The organism is Actinokineospora cianjurensis (assembly GCF_003663795.1).
Taxonomy (GTDB): domain Bacteria; phylum Actinomycetota; class Actinomycetes; order Mycobacteriales; family Pseudonocardiaceae; genus Actinokineospora; species Actinokineospora terrae.
In genome coordinates this window covers 1,192,544-1,211,176 of record NZ_RCDD01000001.1, presented here as the reverse complement: position 1 = coordinate 1,211,176, position 18,633 = coordinate 1,192,544, and the positions used below count along the sequence as shown (strand labels likewise).

Annotated in this window: 17 protein-coding genes; 4 read left to right on the top strand and 13 right to left on the bottom strand. The window is 72.3% G+C overall.

Translation table 11 applies throughout. The features are described from left to right. Positions 1–54: 54 nt before the first annotated feature. The 11 genes from CLV68_RS05750 to CLV68_RS05700 all read right to left on the bottom strand — a co-directional run bounded on the left by CLV68_RS05750 (position 55) and on the right by CLV68_RS05700 (position 11,896). Positions 55–507, bottom strand: a complete 453-nt coding sequence (locus CLV68_RS05750) for a hypothetical protein (protein WP_121389488.1) — start codon at positions 505–507, stop codon at positions 55–57. Continuing rightward, positions 504–998 carry a hypothetical protein gene (locus CLV68_RS05745; RefSeq protein ID WP_121389487.1) on the bottom strand — a complete coding sequence of 165 codons (495 nt, stop codon included), beginning with the start codon at positions 996–998 and terminating at the stop codon, positions 504–506. The genes CLV68_RS05750 and CLV68_RS05745 overlap by 4 nt, the downstream gene beginning before the upstream one ends. Positions 999–1,014: 16 nt before the next feature. After that, entirely contained in the window at positions 1,015–1,992 is a 978-nt protein-coding gene (hemB, locus tag CLV68_RS05740; RefSeq protein ID WP_121389486.1) for a porphobilinogen synthase, read from the bottom strand. A 70-nt stretch (positions 1,993–2,062) separates the two neighbouring features. After that, positions 2,063–3,595 carry a bifunctional uroporphyrinogen-III C-methyltransferase/uroporphyrinogen-III synthase gene (locus CLV68_RS05735; RefSeq protein WP_092777417.1) on the bottom strand — a complete coding sequence of 511 codons (1,533 nt, stop codon included), beginning with the start codon at positions 3,593–3,595 and terminating at the stop codon, positions 2,063–2,065. A 21-nt stretch (positions 3,596–3,616) separates the two neighbouring features. After that, positions 3,617–4,573, bottom strand: coding sequence for a hydroxymethylbilane synthase (gene hemC, locus CLV68_RS05730; protein WP_121389485.1), 957 nt, complete (start codon positions 4,571–4,573; stop codon positions 3,617–3,619). Next, positions 4,561–5,889, bottom strand: a complete 1,329-nt coding sequence (locus CLV68_RS05725; RefSeq protein WP_121389484.1) for a glutamyl-tRNA reductase — start codon at positions 5,887–5,889, stop codon at positions 4,561–4,563. The genes hemC and CLV68_RS05725 overlap by 13 nt, the downstream gene beginning before the upstream one ends. Further along, positions 5,886–6,701, bottom strand: a complete 816-nt coding sequence (locus CLV68_RS05720; RefSeq protein ID WP_121389483.1) for a redox-sensing transcriptional repressor Rex — start codon at positions 6,699–6,701, stop codon at positions 5,886–5,888. Before CLV68_RS05720 ends, CLV68_RS05725 begins: the two co-directional genes overlap by 4 nt. Before the next feature lie 178 nt (positions 6,702–6,879). After that, positions 6,880–7,548 carry a fasciclin domain-containing protein gene (locus CLV68_RS05715; protein WP_121389482.1) on the bottom strand — a complete coding sequence of 223 codons (669 nt, stop codon included), beginning with the start codon at positions 7,546–7,548 and terminating at the stop codon, positions 6,880–6,882. Positions 7,549–8,555: 1,007 nt separating this feature from the next. After that, complete coding sequence (locus tag CLV68_RS05710; protein ID WP_121389481.1) at positions 8,556–10,073, bottom strand: molybdopterin-dependent oxidoreductase; 1,518 nt, start codon at positions 10,071–10,073, stop codon at positions 8,556–8,558. Between the two features lie 42 nt (positions 10,074–10,115). Continuing rightward, positions 10,116–10,349 carry a glutaredoxin family protein gene (locus tag CLV68_RS05705; RefSeq protein ID WP_121389480.1) on the bottom strand — a complete coding sequence of 78 codons (234 nt, stop codon included), beginning with the start codon at positions 10,347–10,349 and terminating at the stop codon, positions 10,116–10,118. Continuing rightward, complete coding sequence (locus tag CLV68_RS05700) at positions 10,346–11,896, bottom strand: AMP-binding protein (protein WP_246009680.1); 1,551 nt, start codon at positions 11,894–11,896, stop codon at positions 10,346–10,348. The genes CLV68_RS05705 and CLV68_RS05700 overlap by 4 nt, the downstream gene beginning before the upstream one ends. Before the next feature lie 252 nt (positions 11,897–12,148). Here CLV68_RS05700 and CLV68_RS05695 point away from each other — a divergent pair, with 252 nt between their 5' ends. From CLV68_RS05695 to CLV68_RS05680, 4 genes are all read left to right on the top strand, one after another. Beyond that, on the top strand, positions 12,149–12,796 hold the full coding sequence (locus CLV68_RS05695) for a sigma-70 family RNA polymerase sigma factor (RefSeq protein ID WP_121389478.1): 648 nt from the start codon (positions 12,149–12,151) through the stop codon (positions 12,794–12,796). Positions 12,797–12,947: 151 nt separating this feature from the next. Next, positions 12,948–14,252, top strand: coding sequence for a DUF5667 domain-containing protein (locus CLV68_RS05690; RefSeq protein ID WP_121389477.1), 1,305 nt, complete (start codon positions 12,948–12,950; stop codon positions 14,250–14,252). 71 nt (positions 14,253–14,323) lie between these two features. Beyond that, positions 14,324–15,217 (top strand): HAD family hydrolase, encoded by an 894-nt coding sequence (locus tag CLV68_RS05685; protein WP_121389476.1) that lies wholly within the window; start codon positions 14,324–14,326, stop codon positions 15,215–15,217. 64 nt (positions 15,218–15,281) lie between these two features. Continuing rightward, positions 15,282–16,532: a cytochrome P450 gene (locus CLV68_RS05680; RefSeq protein WP_121389475.1), complete on the top strand. Its 1,251-nt coding sequence runs from the start codon at positions 15,282–15,284 to the stop codon at positions 16,530–16,532. A gap of 46 nt (positions 16,533–16,578) precedes the next feature. On the opposite strand, the gene CLV68_RS05675 is transcribed toward CLV68_RS05680, so the two are convergent. Together CLV68_RS05675 and CLV68_RS05670 are read right to left on the bottom strand one after the other, a co-directional pair. Beyond that, positions 16,579–17,544 carry a lysophospholipid acyltransferase family protein gene (locus tag CLV68_RS05675; protein ID WP_121389474.1) on the bottom strand — a complete coding sequence of 322 codons (966 nt, stop codon included), beginning with the start codon at positions 17,542–17,544 and terminating at the stop codon, positions 16,579–16,581. Then, positions 17,541–18,566, bottom strand: coding sequence for an NAD-dependent epimerase/dehydratase family protein (locus CLV68_RS05670; protein ID WP_121389473.1), 1,026 nt, complete (start codon positions 18,564–18,566; stop codon positions 17,541–17,543). The genes CLV68_RS05675 and CLV68_RS05670 overlap by 4 nt, the downstream gene beginning before the upstream one ends. Positions 18,567–18,633 lie beyond the last annotated feature (67 nt).

Below are 18,633 nucleotides of genomic sequence, written 5' to 3'. Positions count from 1 at the left end.
TATTGGACCCCGGGTGCGAACGCACGATTGTTAGCCGAGATGTCGCCGTTCCGTTCACCCGGGTGGACGCTTGACCAGCGGTGCCAGCGCGGCGACGAGGGCGGCCGGGTCGGCGGCCCAGGCGAGCACGACGGAGCCGTCGTCGAGTTCCAGTGGCAGTTCGGTGGTCTTCTTCGGCACGGTCCAGCCACCGCCGAGTGGGCGGGCGCCGACGGGGGTGCCGACACCGGTGCAGGAGGTGATCCTGGCCACCGGCAACGACTCCCGGCCCTGGTGCAGCGCGGCGGGGGTCAGCACGACCCGGCAGATCTTGCGGCGGGCACTGACCCAGCCCGCGGCCATCGCGAACAACACCAGCCCGACCATCGCCCACGCGAACCAGTGCACCGGCCCGCTGATGGCCTCGACACCGGCGCCCACGGCGCTGAACAGCGGCCCCCACAACACCGGCCACCACGTCGAACCCGGTTCGGCGTAGAGGACAGGACCCTCGTCCGGGTCCGTCACCGGTCGTGGACGGGGAAGAACCGGCGGGCGCTCCTGGTGAACAGCAGGCCGATGGCGACGATGATCACCAACGCGCTGCCGAGGCCGTAGATGGTGACCCGGCCGACGGAGTACTGGAACAGCGCGCCGAACACCGCCAGCACCAACAGCAACGTCCGCGCCTTGCGCACCCCGCGCCGGGCTTGGTAGGCCAGCAGCAGGAAGAAGCCGAGGAACATCACCGAGCCGACCAGCAGCCACCAGGACAGCCCGGCCGCGGTCTCGGCCACCTGCCCCGCGGTGACCACCGCGTCGCCCGCCGCGCGCAGCCGCTCGTACTGGCGCAGCGCCCAGTCATCGCGCAGCGCGAAGAACAGCGCGGCACCGACCACGCCGAGCAGACCGGCGAGCGCCCACAGCCAGAACGACGTCCGCACCGCGATCGGCGGGTCGGTCCGGACCACCGCCTCGTCCGCGGTGGGCATGACCGGGGGTTCCTCGGGCACCGTCACGGCGCGAACATACCGGTCAGCCCCGGTCGAGCCAGCCCGCGGCCTCGGTGGCCCAGTAGCTGAGGATGACGTCGGCGCCCGCGCGGCGGATCGCCAGCAGCGACTCCAGCACGGTGCGCCGCCGGTCCAGCCAGCCGTTGGCGGCGGCCGCCTCGACCATCGCGTACTCGCCGGAGACCTGGTACGCGGCGACCGGCACGTCGGACATGTCCCGCACCGCGCGGATCACGTCCAGGTACGCCAGGGCGGGCTTGACCATGACCAGGTCGGCGCCCTCGTTGAGGTCGAGCGCGGTCTCCCGCAGCGCCTCGCGGACGTTGGCCGGGTCCTGCTGGTAGGTCATCCGGTCGCCGGTGAGCTGCGACTCGACCGCGTCGCGGAACGGGCCGAAGAACGCGGAGGCGTACTTCACCGAGTAGGCGAGGACACCGGTGTCGCCGTGCCCGGCGGAGTCCAGCGCCTCGCGGATCACGCCGACCTGGCCGTCCATCATGCCGCTCGGGCCGAGGTAGTGGGCGCCCGCCTCGGCCTGCGCCAAGGCCATGTCGGCGTAGACGGCGAGGGTGGCGTCGTTGTCGACGTTGCCGTTGTCGTCCAGCACACCGCAGTGGCCGTGGTCGGTGAACTCGTCGAGGCACAGGTCCGACATGAGCACCGTGTCGTCGCCGAGTTCCGCGCGCAGGTCCCGCAGCGCCACGTTCAGCACGCCGTCGGGGTCCACACCGCCGGAACCGACGGCGTCGCGGGTCCGCGGGATGCCGAAGAGCATGATCCCGCCGACCCCGGCCTGCACCGCCTCCACCGCCGCCTTGCGCAGCGTGTCCCTGGTGTGCTGGACGACGCCGGGCATGCTCGCGATCGCGGTCGGCTCGGTGGCGCCTTCCTTGACGAACATCGGGAGCACCAACTGCCTCGGCCGGACCTCGGTCTCACTGACCAGGCGGCGCAGGGCGGGCGTGCGGCGGAGCCTGCGCGGGCGGTGGTTCGGGAACATCACAGACCTCTCAAGGCATAGCCGGAAAAGCAGGCGGGCGGCGTGCTGTGCACACCGCCCGCTGTCCTGTCTATCGTCGCGCGCGCTTGGTCTTGCGCGGCGGGGGTAGCGCGCCCTCGGCCCGCAGCCTGGCGGCGTGCTCGGCGAGCGCGTCCACCAGGGCGGGCACGGTGGCCTGCTCGGGCTGCACGTCGACCCGCAGCCCGAACTCCCGTGCCGTCTCCGCGGTCTTGGGGCCGATGCAGGCCACCAGGGTCCGCGCGTGCGGCTTGCCCGCGATGCCGACCAGGTTGCGCACGGTGGACGACGAGGTGAAGCACACCGCGTCGAACCCGCCGGTCTTGATCATCTCGCGGGTGTCGGCGGGCGGCGGCGCCGCGCGCACGGTCCGGTACGCGGTCACGTCGTCGATCTCCCAGCCGCGGTCGCGCAGACCGGCGGCGAGGGTCTCGGTGGCGATGTCCGCGCGCGGCAGCAGGACCCGCTCGACCGGGTCCAGGATGTCGTCGTAGGGCGGGAAGTCGGCGAGCAGGCCCTCGCTGGACTGCTCACCCGAGGGCACCAGTTCCGGGTTGATGCCGAACGAGCGCACCTTCTCCGCGGTCGCCTCACCGACGCAGGCGATCTTCACACCGGAGAACGCGCGGGCGTCCAGGCCGAACTCGGCGAACTTCTCCCACACCGCGCGCACCGCGTTGGTGGAGGTGAAGATCACCCACTGGTACCTGCCGTCGACGAGCCCCTTGACCGAGCGCTCCATCTGCGCCGGGCTGCGCGGCGGCTCGACCGAGATGGTCGGCACCTCGCTGGGGATCGCGCCGTGCAGGTGCAGCCGGTCGCTCATCTCACCGGCCTGGTCCTTGGTGCGCGGCACCAGGACCCGCCAGCCGTAGAGCGCCCGCGACTCCCACCAGGACAGCTTCGAGCGCTGCGCCACCGCGGCGCCCACGGTGACCACCAGGTGCCCGGAGATCTCCCCGGCGTCGGCGGCCAACGAGGCCAGCGTGGTGTCGATGGTGCGCTGGCTGGTGTTGGTGCCGTCCGCGGTGACCGCGACCGGGGTCTGCGGTGCCAGGCCGTGCTCCACCAGCGAGGACGCGGCCTCGGCGAGGTGGCTGGCGCTGGCGTGCAGCACCAGCGGCCCCGGCACCCCGGCAAGACCGGCCCAGTCGATGTCGCCGCGCACGTCGACCTCGGTGTGGGTCGAGCCGAGCGCGATGCCCGCGTAGGCGGGGACGGCGGTGGCGGCGGAGACGCCGGGGATCACGTCGAACACCACGCTGGTGCGGGCCACGGCCTGGGCCTCGGCCACCACAGCGGAGTGGGTCAGCGGGTCGCCAGCGACGAGGCGGACCACGACCCGGCCCGCCTTGGCCTCGCCTGCGAGGTCCTTGGCGACGTCGGCCGGTTCGCCGACGGCGGGCCGCACCTCGGCGCCCGCCCTGGCGAGCGCGAGCACGCCGGAGGGGACGTCGGGGTCGGTCACCACGAGCTCCGCGCGTTGGAGCAGCTCTTTCGCGCGAACGGTGAGCAGTCCCGCGTCGCCGGGGCCGGAGCCGACGAAAGCGACGCGTCCGGGGGACTTTCGTGCACGGGTGGTCATTGTCAGGCCACTTCCCATCAACTACGCCTCGGGACCGGAGAGCACCCCGGCCCCGAGTTCCAGCAGCTCGGCGGCCAGCGCGCGACCGAGCTGCTCTCCTGCGGTCAGGTCACCGGTTGCCGATGCGCGCATGATGTCGACGACCACGGCCGGGTCGTTGGCGTCGTACGCGGCGGCGACCCCGCGCAACGACAGGCGGAAGACCACCCTGTCGTCGGCGTCGAGGTCTTCCACTACCTCGGCCAGCGCGCCGACCGGCGCGCTGCAGCCTGCTTCGAGCGCCGCGAGCATCGCCCGCTCCGCCGCGACGGCCACCCGGGTTGCTTCGTCGTCCACTGTGGACTGGAGGAGGTGTTCGACGTCGACGTCGTCGACGCGGCACTCCACCGCCAGCGCGCCCTGCGCGGGCGCGGGCAGCATCTGGATCGGGTCGAGGGTCTCGGTGATCTCGGCGAGCCTGCCGAGCCGGGACAGGCCCGCGCGGGCGAGGACGACACCGTCCAGCGCGCCAGCGGTGACCATCGCGATGCGGGTGTCCACGTTGCCCCGGATCGGCACGATCTCGTGCCCGAAGCCCAGCGCGCGCAACTGCGCGGCGCGGCGCGGCGACCCGGTGCCGATGCGCGACCCGGGCGGCAGCTCACCGAGGGTGAGGCCGTCGCGGGCGATCAGCGCGTCGCGCGGGTCCTCGCGCTGCGGCACCGCGGCCAGCGAGAGCCGCCGGTCCGGCGCGGTGGGCAGGTCCTTGTAGGAGTGCACGGCGACGTCGATGGCGCCCTCGGCGAGCGCGTCGCGCAGCGCGGAGGTGAACACCCCGACGCCGATCTCGGCGATCGGGGCCGACGAGCGGTCCCCCGGGGTCGACACGGTGACGATCTCGACCTTGGCGCCCGCGCGTTCGAGCACGTCGGCCACGGTCTGGGTCTGGGTCAGGGCGAGCGCGCTGCCGCGCGTGCCGATCCTGATCACTCGGTCCATGGCTTACCACCGTCCACAGGAGACTCGTGCGGGGTCGTGACGGCCGCCGGGTGCTGCGGGTCGAGCGCGAACAGCTCGCGCAGCACCTCGGCGTACCCGGTTCCCCTCGGTCCCGAGGCCAGTTCCTTGACCCGGACGGTGGGGGTGTGCAGCAGCTTGTCGACCACCCGGCGGACCGTGCGGGCCAGCTCCTCGCGCACCGGGGCGTCCAGCTCGGGCAGCCGCGCGTCCAGGCGCAGCAGCTCGGCGTCGACGACCTCGGCGGCGCGGCGGCGCAGCGCGGTCACGGTGGGGGTGACCTCGGCCGAGCGCTGCGCGGCGAGGTAGCCGCGCACCTCATCGGCGATGATCTCGGTGGCCAGCCGGGTGTCGGTGCCGCTGGGGGCCTCGGCCAGCCTGCGCTGCAGGCTGTCCAGGTCGACCACGCGCACGTCGGCCAGCTCGCCGACGCCCTCGGCGACGTCGCGCGGCAGGCCGAGGTCGCAGATGACCAGCGCTCGCCCGGCGCGCGGGGGCACGGTGTCCTCGGTGATGACCGCGCCGACGGCACCGGTGCAGGAAACCACCAGGTCGGCAGCGGCGACGAGCTCGGCGAGCCGGTCGAGGCCGGTCGCGGTGGCGGGCACGCCCTGCTCGACCAGCGACGCGGCCAGCCGCGCCCCGTTGGCCTGCGAGCGGTTGGCGACGACGACCTCGCCGATCCCGGCGCGGCGCAGCGCAGCCGCGGTGAGCCCGCCCATCGACCCTGCGCCGACGATCAGCGCCCGGCGCCCGGCCAGGCCGCCGAGTGCGGTGTCGGCGTCGGCGAGCGCCTCGGACACCACCGAGCCGCCGACCTGGTCGAGACCGGTGTCGGTGTGCACCCGCTTGCCGATCCGCAGCGCTTGCTGGACCAGCTCGTGCAGGGTGCGCCCGACGGTGCCCGCGTCCTTGGCGGCGCCGTAGGCGAGCCGGACCTGGCCCAGGATCTGCGACTCGCCGACGACCATCGAGTCCAGGCCCGCGGCGACGGTGAACAGGTGCTGGGCGGCAGCGGCCGCGTAATGCACGTAGAGGTGGTCGTAGAGGGCGGCGACGTCGGTGCCCGAGTGCCGCGACAGCACCCCGGCGATGTCGGCCAGCCCGGCGTGGAACGCGTCGACGACGGCGTAGACCTCGACCCGGTTGCACGTGGAGACCAGCACGGCCTCGGACACGTTCTCGCACCGCAGCAGCTCGTCGAGCAGCTTCGGCACGTCCGGCGCGGCGACGGTGACGCGCTCGAGCAGCCGCACCTCCGCCGAGCGGTGCGACATGCCGACGGCGATCACGCTCACGAGACCACCAACCCGTCCACCGCCCGACCGTTCGCCGACCTGGCGTTGGCCTCGGCGAGCACCGCGGCGTTATCGGCCCGGCGCGCGACGTGGAAGGAGAGGACCTGCAGCTCGACGGCCAGGTCGACCTTGCGGACCTCGACGTGGTCGGGCACCTGCAGCACGACCGGGGCGAAGTTGAGGATGCACTGCACACCGGCGGAGACCAACCGGTCGCACACGGCCTGCGCGGCTGGCGGCGGGGTGGCGATCACGCCGATGGAGACCTCGCGCTCGGAGCACACGCGGGTGATGTCGTCGATGTGCTCGACCGGCAGGCCGCCGACGGGCACGCCGACGAGGTCCGGGTCGACGTCGAACAGCGCGGTCACGGGAAACCCCCGTCCTGGGAAGCCCCCGTAGTTGGCCAGGGCGTGTCCCAGGTTACCGATTCCGACGACCGCGACGCTGTGCTTGCGGGTCAGGCCGAGGATCCGCTCGATCTCCTCGATCAGCACGGTCACCTCGTAGCCGACGCCGCGGGTGCCGTACGAGCCGATGTAGGAGAGGTCCTTGCGCAGCTTGGCCGAGTTCACGCCAGCGGCGGCGGCGAGTTCCTCACTGGAGACGGTCCCCGCGCCGTGCTCCTGCATGCCGGAGAGCACCCGCAGGTAGACGGCCAGCCTGGCGACCGCGGCCTCGGGGATCGCCCGCGCCCGCTCCCGGGCGGCGGGCACCTCGGTGATCCTCGGGATGGGGGTGGTGATCTCCGCGGCGGTGGGGGCGGGCGGGGTGACGCCGACGCCGTTCCGCTGGCCTCGCTGTGCCGCCACGCTGTAGCTCCTCGAGGGTTTTCGTCTCCGGGTCGCCATTACGGTACCGCTTGTGAACGTGTGCACAAAGTCAGTGGCCAGCGGCTTGACCAAGCCCACACCGTGACCGCCGCGACTGCTCCGGACAGACGAAAGGTGGGCGGGTTCGCACCCGCCCACCTGCGTCGATCAGCCCGGCTCAGCCCTTCGGGGTGAGCACGGTGTCGATGACGAACACGGTCGCGTTCTTGGTCGGGATGTTCCCGCACAGGACCTTGGCCCCGTTGATGGTGATGTTGTCGCCGGTGCCCTCGATCTTGATGTCGCCGCCCGCCGCGTTGAGCGACTTGACGGTGCCCGCGGCAACCAGGCCGTCGCGGTCGTAGCGCTTCGGGATGACGTGGAACTGCAGGATCGGCGCGAGCGCGGCCGGGTTGGCGGCCAACTCCGCGAACTTGGCGTCCCCGAGCGCGGCGAACGCCGGGTCAGCGGGCGCGAACACGGTCAGGTTGTCGGTGGTGTTGAGGGTGTCGACCAACCCGGGGATCGCCTTCACCGCGGCCACCAACTTGGTCAACAACGGGTTCGTGCTGGCAGCGGTGGCCACCGGCTGCGGCCCCATCGACGTCAACCCACCCGCCGCGTCCCCCTGCGGCAGGTCCTTGCAGTTCGGCCCGAACGTGTCAGCCGCCGTGGTCACCCCATCCGAAGCCGCCATGGCCCCGGCCTGGGACGACGGAGCAGCGGCAGTGGTCGTCGCCGCCGCAGCAGTCGACGCGCCGCCCGCGGAGTCCTTGCTGCTACACGCCGACAGCACCAAACTCGCCACGACGACAGCGACACCGAGGACCGGCTTGAGATTGCTCACCAGAATCTCCTTGAGAGAGTGGACAGTCCGAGTGGTTCGTAGCCGCGCCTGCTCCCGGTTTGGCTCCACACAAGGATTTCCACTCCACGTTCGAGTGACATCCCCCGCCGACCAATCACCCTTTAGCGCCCTACAGCCCAGCCCCCCAACAGCCGAGCCCCCCGCACCCAGCCACCCCCACACCCACAAGCCCTCTAACCGCCGCGAACCCTCTAACCCCACCCCACCCCAGCCCGCAGCCCCGCCCCAATCCCGCTTCGCGCACGCGCCCGCGAGGACCCCCGCCCAGCCCCCACCCACACCGGGGGGCGTCCCAGTGCCAGTCTATCGGGGGGCACCGACAGTGGATCTTGAAACGGGGGGCTGAAGATCCAGATGTGGATAACTTCTGTCGCTGGGACGGGTGAATGTGGCGGCGGGGTCGGCAGGGAAACGCCTGGTCGGGGGTGTGTGGGCGTGATCGGGGCGGCGGCGTGGAGGGAAGTCGTCCTGGTGGAGATCGACTCGGGCCGGGAGATGCCGGCGAGCGTCCACAGTGGACTGTGAGGTGTCGCGCCCCGACGGTCGGAGTGGCACGGTTGGGCGCGTCGGCACTCCGTGGACCCATCGCTCGTGACGCGCAGTCCTGAGGGGCGCCAAGGGCGGGAGTCGCCCGTCTCGGGTCGCTTGTGACGCGCAACCCTGAGGGGCGTCAAGGAATGCGAGCCATTCATCCCGAGTCGCCTGTGGCGCGCAGTCCTGCGGGGGTGTCAACCGGGAGCCGTCCATCCCGAGCAAGTCCCCCCGGCCCCACCGAGAACTCTTACCCCGCAGCGGCCCCCACACCCCACAGCGACCGCTTCGCGCGCGCACGCCAGTCCGGCCCCAGCCCCCACCCTCTCCGGGGGGCGTCCCAGTGCCAGTCTACCGGCACCCACCGACAAACGATCTTCACACAAGCCACCCAAGATCCACATGTGGACAACTTCTGTCCCTGAACCGGGTGAACCCCCAAGCCAAGATCCCGATCACTCCACAGTGAACAGAGACGAGTGCCACCCCGTTGCCCCATCAGGGATCGGCGGCACCCGGACGTCCGTCTGCGTCATCCCCCCGCGGTCAGTCGCCCGTACCTCAGCCCGGTGACTGCCCGAGGCCAACGGGAAAGTCGTCTGCCAGTGCCGCCAAGTCTGGTCGTTGACCTCAACCGCCAACTCGGCTTCCTGCCAGGCCCCGCCGTCGATGCGGACCTCGACACGAGCGATGCCCACCGTCTGCGCCCAAGCGATCCCGGCGATGGTCACCGTGCCCGCGGGCACGGTCGCGAAGCCGCGCGGTACGTCGATCCGCGACTGCGTCTTGATCGGCCCCCGAGCGGCCCACCCGCGCTCCTCCCAGTAGAACTGCTTCTCCCCGAACCGGGTCAGTTCCATGTCCACCACCCACTTCGTGGCCGACACGTACCCGTACAGCCCGGGCACCACCATCCGCGCCGGGAAGCCGTGTTCGAGGGGCAGCGGTTCGCCGTTCATGCCGATCGCGAGAAGGGCGCCGCGTTTCTCGTCCATGACGTCGTCGAGGGGGGTTCCGGTGGTCCAACCGTCCACACTGGACGAGTAGACCTGGTCGGCCGAGGGGTTGACCCCGGCTTCCAGCAGCAGGTCGCGCAGGGGGACGCCGATGAAGTTGGAGGTCGAGATGTAGGGGCCGCCGACCTCGTTGGAGACGCAGGTCATGGTGATGGTGCGTTCGACGAGCCGCCTGCCGCGGATGTCGCCGAAGTCGAGGTTGAGTTCGGTGTCGACCATGCCGTGGATGCGCAGGTGCCAGTCCTCGGCGCGCAGGCGGGGGACGGTCAGGGCGGTGTCGACGCGGTAGAAGTCGCGGTTCTGGGTGATGAAGGTGGGGTTGCCGGGGAACTCGGCGCCGCGGGGGATGGCGGGCGCGGGGGTGGCCGGGGTCAGCTTGCCGACCGCGGCGCGGGAGCCCTCGACGTCGACGCGGCCGGACAGGAACTGGCCGAAGCCGCCCAGCACGCCTGCACCGACGGCGATCCCGCCGGAGAGCCGCAGGAACGAGCGGCGGGACTCGTCGCTGGTCGCCCGGTCGCGGGCGGCGTTGTGCAGGAACCGGAACACCACGACGCCTGCGACGAGGGACGCGAGCGGCGCGAGGACGGCGATCATGCCCAGGTCGGGCCGGTTCAGCACGGCGGCGACGCCCAGCAGGCCGAGCACGCCCGCCAGCACGAGCCCCGGCACCGGCGACCGCCGCGAGAGCAGACCGGCGACGACGGCGAACAGCAGGATCGTCAGACCCATCCCGCCGAGCAGGACGACCTTGTCGTAGGTGCCGAAGGTGCGGACCGCGAAGTTCTTCAGCCACGAGGGCGTCAGGTCGATCGCGGTGTTGCCGACGGCGAGGAAGGGGGACGCGTTGGGGCCGACGAGCCCGGCGACGAGGTGACCGGCGGCGAGGGCGGCGGCGACGGCGAGAACACCGACGAGCGCGGCGACCCGCTTACCGAGCCTGGCGGAAGTGTCCACACCAGGGCTTCGGAGCCGATCGCCGCGCGGATCGGGACCTGATCAGGTGAGTGCCGCGCGCAGGCGGTCTTCCTCGACCCGCCAGTACCCGTGTTCGGCGTCGTCCACGAGTATCACCGGCACTCGATCGCCGTACTCCCCGCGCAGCTCCGGGTCACCGTCGACGTCCACGGCGGACCAGGTGACGCCCAGGTCGGCGCAGATGCGCGCCACATCGGACTCGGCCACCTCGCACGCGTGGCAGCCCTGCCTGGTCATCACCGTCACCCTGCTCATGGCTGGACGTTATCGCGCAGCCCGGCCCGCCGGATCTTGCCGGTGACCGAGTGCGGCAGCTCCTCGGCGAACTCGACGACGGTCGGCACCTTGAACCGGGCCAGGTTGACCCGGCAGTGCTCCAGCAGCCGCTCGCGGGTCAGCTCGACGCCTGCCCTCGGGACGACGACCAGCTTCACCCGCTCCCCCGCGCGCTCGTCCGGCACCCCGACCGCGGCCACCTCGGCGACCTCCGGCAGTTCGCCGACGACCTGCTCGACCTCGTGCGGGTACACGTTGAACCCGTTGACGATGATCAGGTCGTTGGCGCGGTCCACCAGCCGCAGGTCGCCGTCGGCGTCGAGGTAGCCGACGTCGCCGGTGCGGAACCAGCCCCGCGCGTCCGGGCCGCCGTCGCCGTCGGGCCAGTAGCCGCTGAACAGGTTCTGGCCGCGGGCGGCGACGAGACCGGTGTCGGAGTCGTCGCCGAAGTCGGGTTCGTCGTCTGGGGCGTCGGGCGCGACAGGGGTGCCGTCCGCGTCGACCAGGCGCAGTTCGACGCCCGGGATGGCCCGGCCGACCGACCCCGGCTTGGCGAAGCCGCCGACCAGGGTGGAGGTGAGCACCGGGCCGGTCTCGGTGAGGCCGTAGCCCTCGAAGATCGACAGGCCGGTCTCCTGGCGGAACAGGGCGAGCGTGCGCGGGTCGAGCGGGGCGGCGCCGGAGGTCAGCATCCTGGCGGTGGCGAGCGCCTCGCCGAGCCGGTCGCGGCCCGCGGTGGCCAGCGCCTGGTAGATCGCGGGCACCCCGACGAGGGTGGTGACGCGGTGGTCGCGGCACGCGTCGAGGGCGGTCTCGATGCCGAATCTGCCGGTCAGCACGCCCGTGGCGCCTGCTGACGCGACCTGCCAGAGGCCGGAGAGCCCGTAGGCGTGCGCGAGCGGGACGGCGAGCAGCACCCGGTCGGTCGGGGTGACCGGAGCGGGTCGCAGTGCGGCGCACTGCGCGGCGTTGGCCAGCAGCGCCCGGTGCGACAGCATCACGCCGCGCGGGGTGCCCGCGGTGCCGGAGGTGTAGCAGAGCAGCGCCAGGTCCTCGCCGCCGCCGATGGCCGAAAACCGCGATTCGACCTCGGGGGCGTCGTCCAACACCGGATCGGGGAGGGCGGTGACGACTCCGCCGGTGCGATCGGTAACCCTGGGTACGCCGAAAGCGAAACACACACCGCCGTGGTCGAGAACCCGCTCGACCTCCCGGGGCACCGCGTCAGTACCGAGGGGTACCGCCACCGCACCGGCCCGGAGCACCGCGAACAGCACGACACACGCCTGGAGGCTGTTGGACATCACCAGCGCGACCCGGTCACCGGGGGCGACCCCCAGTCCGGCCAGCGTGTTCGCGTAGCGGCCGACCGCCGGCTCGACCCGCTGCCAGCTGAGTGAACGCCCGTCGGGGACGTCGACCAGCCCGAGGTGGGCGGGTACGTTTTCGCTCGCCGCGGTCACCAGGTCGGCGACGTTGCCGGTCAGCGCGTCGGCCATCGGCGGACCCCCCTCGTTCGATCCCATCCCGTTCGACCACCAAGCAGCAGCACCGCAGCCACACCAGCAAGCAAGCCGCAGTCACCTCTGCAAGCAAGCCCCTGTCATATCCAGCAAGCAAGCCGCAGTGTGGCACGCATCACCCACGTCACGGTTAACTACCTTTCCGACCCCATCCTGGCCCACCCACCGGCACTACCGACAAGTAACACCAAGTGAAGCTGCGATGCCCCGGCGGTGGCGCGACCGCCGGGTCCCGAGGGAGTGTGCGGCCGTCCGATGACCCGCCAGACGCGATCCGACCCGACCAGCAGGAACGTGCCGTCGGCACGGGCGGGCACCGACGGCGCCGGGCAGGACGGGGCGGTGCCGGACCAGGCGCACAGCGAGTCGTGGGCGCTCGTGCACGCCGCGCAGCAGGGTGACACGGTGGCCTTCGGGCAGCTCTACGACCGGTACGTCGACGTGGTCTACCGGTACGTCCTGTTCCGCGTCGGCGACCGGGAACTGGCCGAGGACGTCACCAGCGAGACGTTCTTACGGGCCTTACGCCGCATCACCTCCGTCACCTACCAGGGCCGCGACGTCGGTGCCTGGTTCGTCACCATCGCCCGCAACCTGGTGCTCGACCACGTGAAGTCCAGCCGGTTCCGGCTCGAGGTCAGCACCCCGGAGATCCGCGACTCCGAGCGGGTCGAGGCCGGTCCCGAGCAGCAGGTGATGTCCAAGGTCACCAGGGAGGCGCTGCTCGGCTGCGTCGACCAGCTCGGCGACGACCAGCGCGAGTGCATCGTCCTGCGGTTCCTGCAGGGCTTGTCCGTCGCCGAGACGGCGGAGATCATGAACCGGAACGAGGGCGCGGTCAAGGCGCTGCAGCACCGCGCGGTGCGCAGGCTGGCCCAGTTGTTGCCCACCGAGCTGCGGTGATCCGGCGGGTTCGGCCGGATCCGGTGCGTGGCGGTGGGAGAGTGTGCGTTGACCCGTTGGGGTCAATCGATATGTGCCACGTGGCCGGGCCGTAACCCGGAGGAAGGCCAGTCGTTTCATCCACAGCGAGACCCACAGGAGTCGGAGCGGGATGGTGGACAGCGGAACCGGGTCGACCGGACCCCAGGGCGAGCGGGCGGGCAGACCGCGCGCGGGCCGCGCGCACCCCGGTCTGGTCGATGAGCTGGGACCCGAGTTCACCGACGACGACCACGCCATCGTCGAACTGCTGGCCGCGCTCGCCCGCGACACCGCACCCGAGGACGACGCCAGGGCCAGGATGCGGGCGAAGGTCACCGCGAGCCTGGTCGCCGACCCGATCCACCCCGACCGCGCCGAGCAGCCCCGCGTGGAGCAGCCGCACCCGTCGCCGACCCCGCGCCGCGCGGGCGAGTCGCGACCGGGCAGACCGCAGCGCTCCGGCCGGGCACCGCGCAGCAGGCGCGACCCGGACTCAGCGCCAGCTCCCCGCCCGTCGCCCACCCCGCGCGGATCGGCCCGCGCCCGCTTCACCATCGCCGCCGTCGCCGCGCTCGCCCTGGTGTTCTCGCTGGCCGGGATGAGCCTGCTGCTGGCCCGCGACGCACTGCCTGGCGACGCCCTCTACGGGGTGAAGCGGACCGGGGAGGCCGCCGCCCTGGGGTTGACCTTCGGGCAGGAGGAGAAGGCGTTCAAGCACCTGGAGTTCGCCACCGCCCGGATCGGCGAGATCGAGACCCTCACCCTGCGCAACGCGGACCCGGACGGCGCGCCGACCGGCGGGTACCTCGACGCGCTCGGCGACTTCGACAACGACGCCACCGCGGGCAGCCGCGGCCTCACCTCGGTGGCCACCTCCGGCGACGGCAGCCAGCTCACCACCCTGCGCACCTGGGCCGACCAGCAGGGCGCCCGGCTCGCCGCGCTGCGCCCGAGGCTGCCCTCGGCGACCGACAGCAGGCTCTCGGCGTCGCTGGCGCTGCTCGACCAGGTCGAGGACCGCGCGGCCGCGCTGCTGGCCAGGATGCGGTGCTACCAGGTCACCTCGGGCGACCTCGACGAGATCGGCGCGCTGCCCGCGACCGCGGCGTGCCAGGTGCGCCCGGACGCGCCGAGGGTCCTGACGTCGACACCGGGCAGCCAGGCGGGCAACGAGCCCACCGCGGACCCGCGCACGCCGACCACCGGGCCGCAGCCGACCGGGCAGCCACCGGGGCAGTCGGTGACGACGACACCGGGGGCGCCGCGGACAACGACGCCACCACCACTGGTGGAGCTGCCACCCATCATCGGCTCCCCCAGCCCGACCTCCGGCACCAGCACACCGGCCCCCGGCGTGTCGGTGCCGCTGCCGTTGCCGCTGCCGACCATCGAGCTGCCGCCGCTGCTGGGTATCGGGCCGATCCGGATCGGCTGAGGCGGGCACCGAACCCGGCGGCGGCTCGCTACCCTGGTGGGGACAGGTGGGATCCAGCGGGGAGGCGTGCGGTGTTCGTGCGGCGTGGGGACAGGAACAACCCCGAACTCGAGCGGCTCGCCGCGCTCGCGGGCGAGGCGAGCGCCGAGGCGGCTTCCGTCGCGATCGAACAGTCCGACACCCCGGTGCCGATCGATCTGACCGCGGCGGCGTTCTTCGACGTGGACAACACGATCATGATGGGCGCGTCGATCTTCCACTTCGCCAGGGGACTGGCCGCGCGCAAGTTCTTCTCCAACTCCGACCTGGCCAAGTTCGCGATGCAGCAGGTGATGTTCCGCATCGGCGGCAAGGAGAGCGCCGACGGCATCCGCAGCAGCCGGGAGCAGGCGCTGTCCTTTGTGGCCGGTCACACGGTTGCCGAGCTGAGCGCGCTCGGCGAGGAGATCTTCGACGAGCTGATGTCGGACAAGATCTGGCCGGGTACCAGGGCGCTGGCCCAGATGCACCTGGACGCGGGCCAGCGGGTCTGGCTGGTCACCGCGACCCCGGTCGAACTGGCCGAGATCATCGCCCGCAGGCTCGGCCTGACCGGCGCGCTCGGCACGGTCGCCGAGAGCACCGACGGCGTGTTCACCGGCAAGCTCGTCGGCGAGATGCTGCACGGCCCGGCCAAGGCGCACGCGGTCCGCTCGCTGGCCGCCCGCGAGGGCCTGGACCTGCGCCGCTGCACCGCCTACTCGGACTCGTCCAACGACATCCCGATGCTCTCGGTTGCGGGCACCGCGGTGGCCGTCAACCCGGACTCGGGCCTGCGCGAGGTGGCCCGCAAGCGCGGCTGGGAGATCCGCGACTTCCGCACCGGGCGCAAGGCGGCCAAGATCGGTGTGCCGTCGGTGCTGGGCGCGGGCGCCCTGGCAGGCGCCGTCGCCGCGGGCCTGGCGTACCGCAAGCGCATCATCTGACCTCGGCCCCCGTGGAGATCCGGCACAGCGACGAACGGACAGGTACGACGAGGTCGGGGGGACCGTGAAGGCAGAACTGGGGCTGGGCGCGCGGTTGGGCGTGCAACGCGCGGCGCTGTGGGCCATGGCGGCGCGGGGCGACGGGTTGGCGCGGTTGGTGTCCGCGCCGTGGCGGGGTGAGCCGTACGGGATCTACGCGCGGCTGCGGGAAGGCGCCGGGGTCCGGCGCAGCGCCACCGGGTTGACGGTGGTGGCCTCGCACGCGTTGTGCTCGAAGCTGTTGCGCGACCGCACCTTCGGGGTCCGGACCACCGACGGGGCCGAGCCGCCGCCGTTCACCGCGTCCGGGCTGCCGGGCGATGTCGAGGTCATCCCGTCGTTCCTGGAGCTGGACCCGCCCGACCACACCCGGCTGCGGGCGCTGGCCAGGCCCGCGTTCAGCCCGGCCAAGATCGCCGGGTACCGGGCGGGGGTCGAGAACGCGACCGCCCGGCTGCTGGCGCGGGCCGTGGCCAAGGACCGGTTCGACCTGGTGGCCGACTTCGCCGCGCCGCTGCCGATCGCGGTGATCAGCGACCTGCTCGGCATCCCGGACGTCGACGCCGACGTGTTCGCCCGCTACGGCCGGGTGCTCGGCGCGTCGCTGGACGGGGTGAAGTCGGTGCGGCACGCGCTGCAGGTCCGGACCGCGAACCGGGAGCTGCGCGGGCTGTTCACCCGGCTCATCGCCGAACGCCGGGTGGACCCGGGCGAGGACGTGATCAGCGCGCTGGCCGCCTCGGACGAGCTCACCGAGGTGGAACTGGCGACGACCTGCGAACTGCTGCTGCTCGCGGGCTTCGAGACGACGACGAACCTGATCGGCAACGCCGTGTGGTCCTTCGCGACCAACCCGGACCAGTGGGACCGGCTGCGCGGCGACGACACCCTGCTCGGCCCGGCCGTCGAGGAAGTGCTGCGCTACGAGGCGCCGGTGCAGATGACCGCGCGGATCTCGCACCACGACACCGAGATCTCCGGCGTCCCGGTGGCCGAGAACAGCATGGTCATCGCCCTGATCGGTTCGGCGGGCCGGGACCCGGCGGCGTTCGAGCAGCCCGACGAGTTCGACATCGGCCGCGCGCGGGACAACGACCACCTGGCCTTCTCCAGCGGCGCCCACTACTGCGTCGGCGCCCCACTGGCCCGGCTGGAGGGCGAGGTCGCGCTGCGGGCACTGGCCGACGCCTTACCCAGGATCACCGTCGCCGCGGCGCCGAAGTGGCGGTCGACGTCGGTGATCCGGGGGCCGCGGGCGTTGTGGTTACGGCCCTAGCCCCGCCGCGCTGAGTATGCGGTAGCGGAGGAACCAGGTCGCGGTCCTAGCCCAGGAACGGGTTCCCGCGCTGGTTGAGCATGCGGTAGAGCGTCTGCTGGATGGTTTCCCTGATCTGGTCGGTCAAGGCGAACACCACAGCCGGGTCGTCCTCGGCGGCCGTGTGCTCCTCGGTGGACACCGGGGGTCCGAAGTGGATGTGCCACTTGGACGGCAGCGGGATCAGCCCGAGTGGACCGAGCAGCGGGAAGAACGGGGTGATGGGGAAGTAGGGCAGGCCGAGCAGGCGGGCCAGCGGCTTGAGGTCGGCGATCTTGGGGTAGATCTCCTCGGCGCCGACGATCGAGCACGGCACGATCGGGACGCCGGTGCGCAGGGCGGCGGAGACGAAGCCGCCGCGGCCGAAGCGCTGGAGCTTGTAGCGGTCGGCGAAGGGTTTGCCGACGCCCTTGAAGCCCTCCGGCCAGACGCCGACCAGCTCACCGGAGCGCAGCAGGTGTTCGGCGTCGGGGTTGCAGGCCAGTGTCTGCCCGGACTTGCGGGCCAAGGCGCCCAGCAGCGGGGTCTGGAAGACGAGGTCCGCGCCGAGCATCCGCAGGTAGCGGTCCCGGTTGTCCTTGACCGCCACCGCCGTCATCAGGGCGTCCCACGGGAGCGTGCCGGAGTGGTTGGACACCACGAGTGCCCCACCGGAGGCCGGTAGGTTCTCCGCGCCCGTCACCTCAACGCGGAACCACTTGCGGTAGACCGCACGCAGCGGGGGCAGCAGCACGGCGTCGGTGAGTTCAGGGTCGAACCCGAACTGGTCGACCGTGTAGTCACCCGAGAGCCGCCTACGGGCGAAGCCGAGGGCATCCGCCACGGCCCCACGGAGACCGGTGACAGGCTCCTCTGCGGGAGGCGGGCGTAAGGGGGTCGGCTCGACCGGTGGGCCTTCCTGCGCAGGCTTGCGCTGCCGCTCCGCGCGGTCCAACGGGATGACCTGGGCCTGCTGCACGCGCGTCACCTTCATCGGGTACCCACCAAGCGGCGTTCAAGACGCTCGATGACCGTGGGATCGAGGACCGGTCGCAACCCGCTGCCGTGGACGTAGTCGTCGAACGCCTGGCGGGTGGTCCACCGCGGGGTGAACCCGAGGACCGTGCGGAGCCGGGTCGTGTCGAGCACCCGGCCGTGGTTGAGGTAGCGGACGTGGTCGGCGGAGAAGTCGACCACCCTGGCACCGCGCAGCAGCCTGCCCGCGGTGGGCATCGCCGCGCGCGGCACCGGGAACGGGACCCGACCGGCGCGGCGGACGGCCTGCGAGAGCAGCAGCACCCCGTCGCCGCCCGCGTTGAACACCCCGGAGACCGGGCTGGTCGCGGCCCGCTCCAGCACGGCGAGCGCGTCCTCGGAGTGCAGGAGTTGGATGCGCGGGTCGTAGCCGAGCACGGTGGGCACGACCGGGAGCGCGAAGTAGCGGGTGAGCACGGTGTCGACGCTGGGGCCGATGAGGTTGCTCAGCCGGACCACGGTGACCTCGACGTCCTGGCGGCGGCGGGCGAACGCCCGGGCGTAGCCCTCGACCTCGACGGCGTCCTTGGCGTACCCGCTGGAGGACAGCTCGCGCGGCGGGTCGTCCTCGGTCAGCACCGCGGGCAGCCGGGCCCCGGCGCCGTAGACGGCGGCGGTGGACTTGATCACGAGCTTGCGCACCGACGGGGCGCGCTGGCAGGCGGCGAGCAGCTGCATCGCCCCGATGACGTTCATCTCCTTGACCGCGCTGCGCCGGGACGGGCCGGGCGGGTTGGCGGTCAGCGAGGCGTGCACGACGGTGTCGACCTCGGCCGAGGTGATCACCTTGGCGATGAGCGGGTTGCGGATGTCGGCGCGGACGAACTCGACGCGACCCGGCAGACCGGCGACCGCGCGGTGCGGGCCGACGGTGTCGACGCCGAGCACGCGATCGATGGCCGGGTTCGCCGCCAGCCGGGCGGCCAGGTGGCCACCCAGGTAGCCGCCGACACCGGTGACCAGGACGGTCCGTGGTGTCATGAGACCCCCGGGGGGAGTGGGCGCTTGGAGGTCCGAGCCTACTCGCGCCCACCGGCGTCCCCCGGCT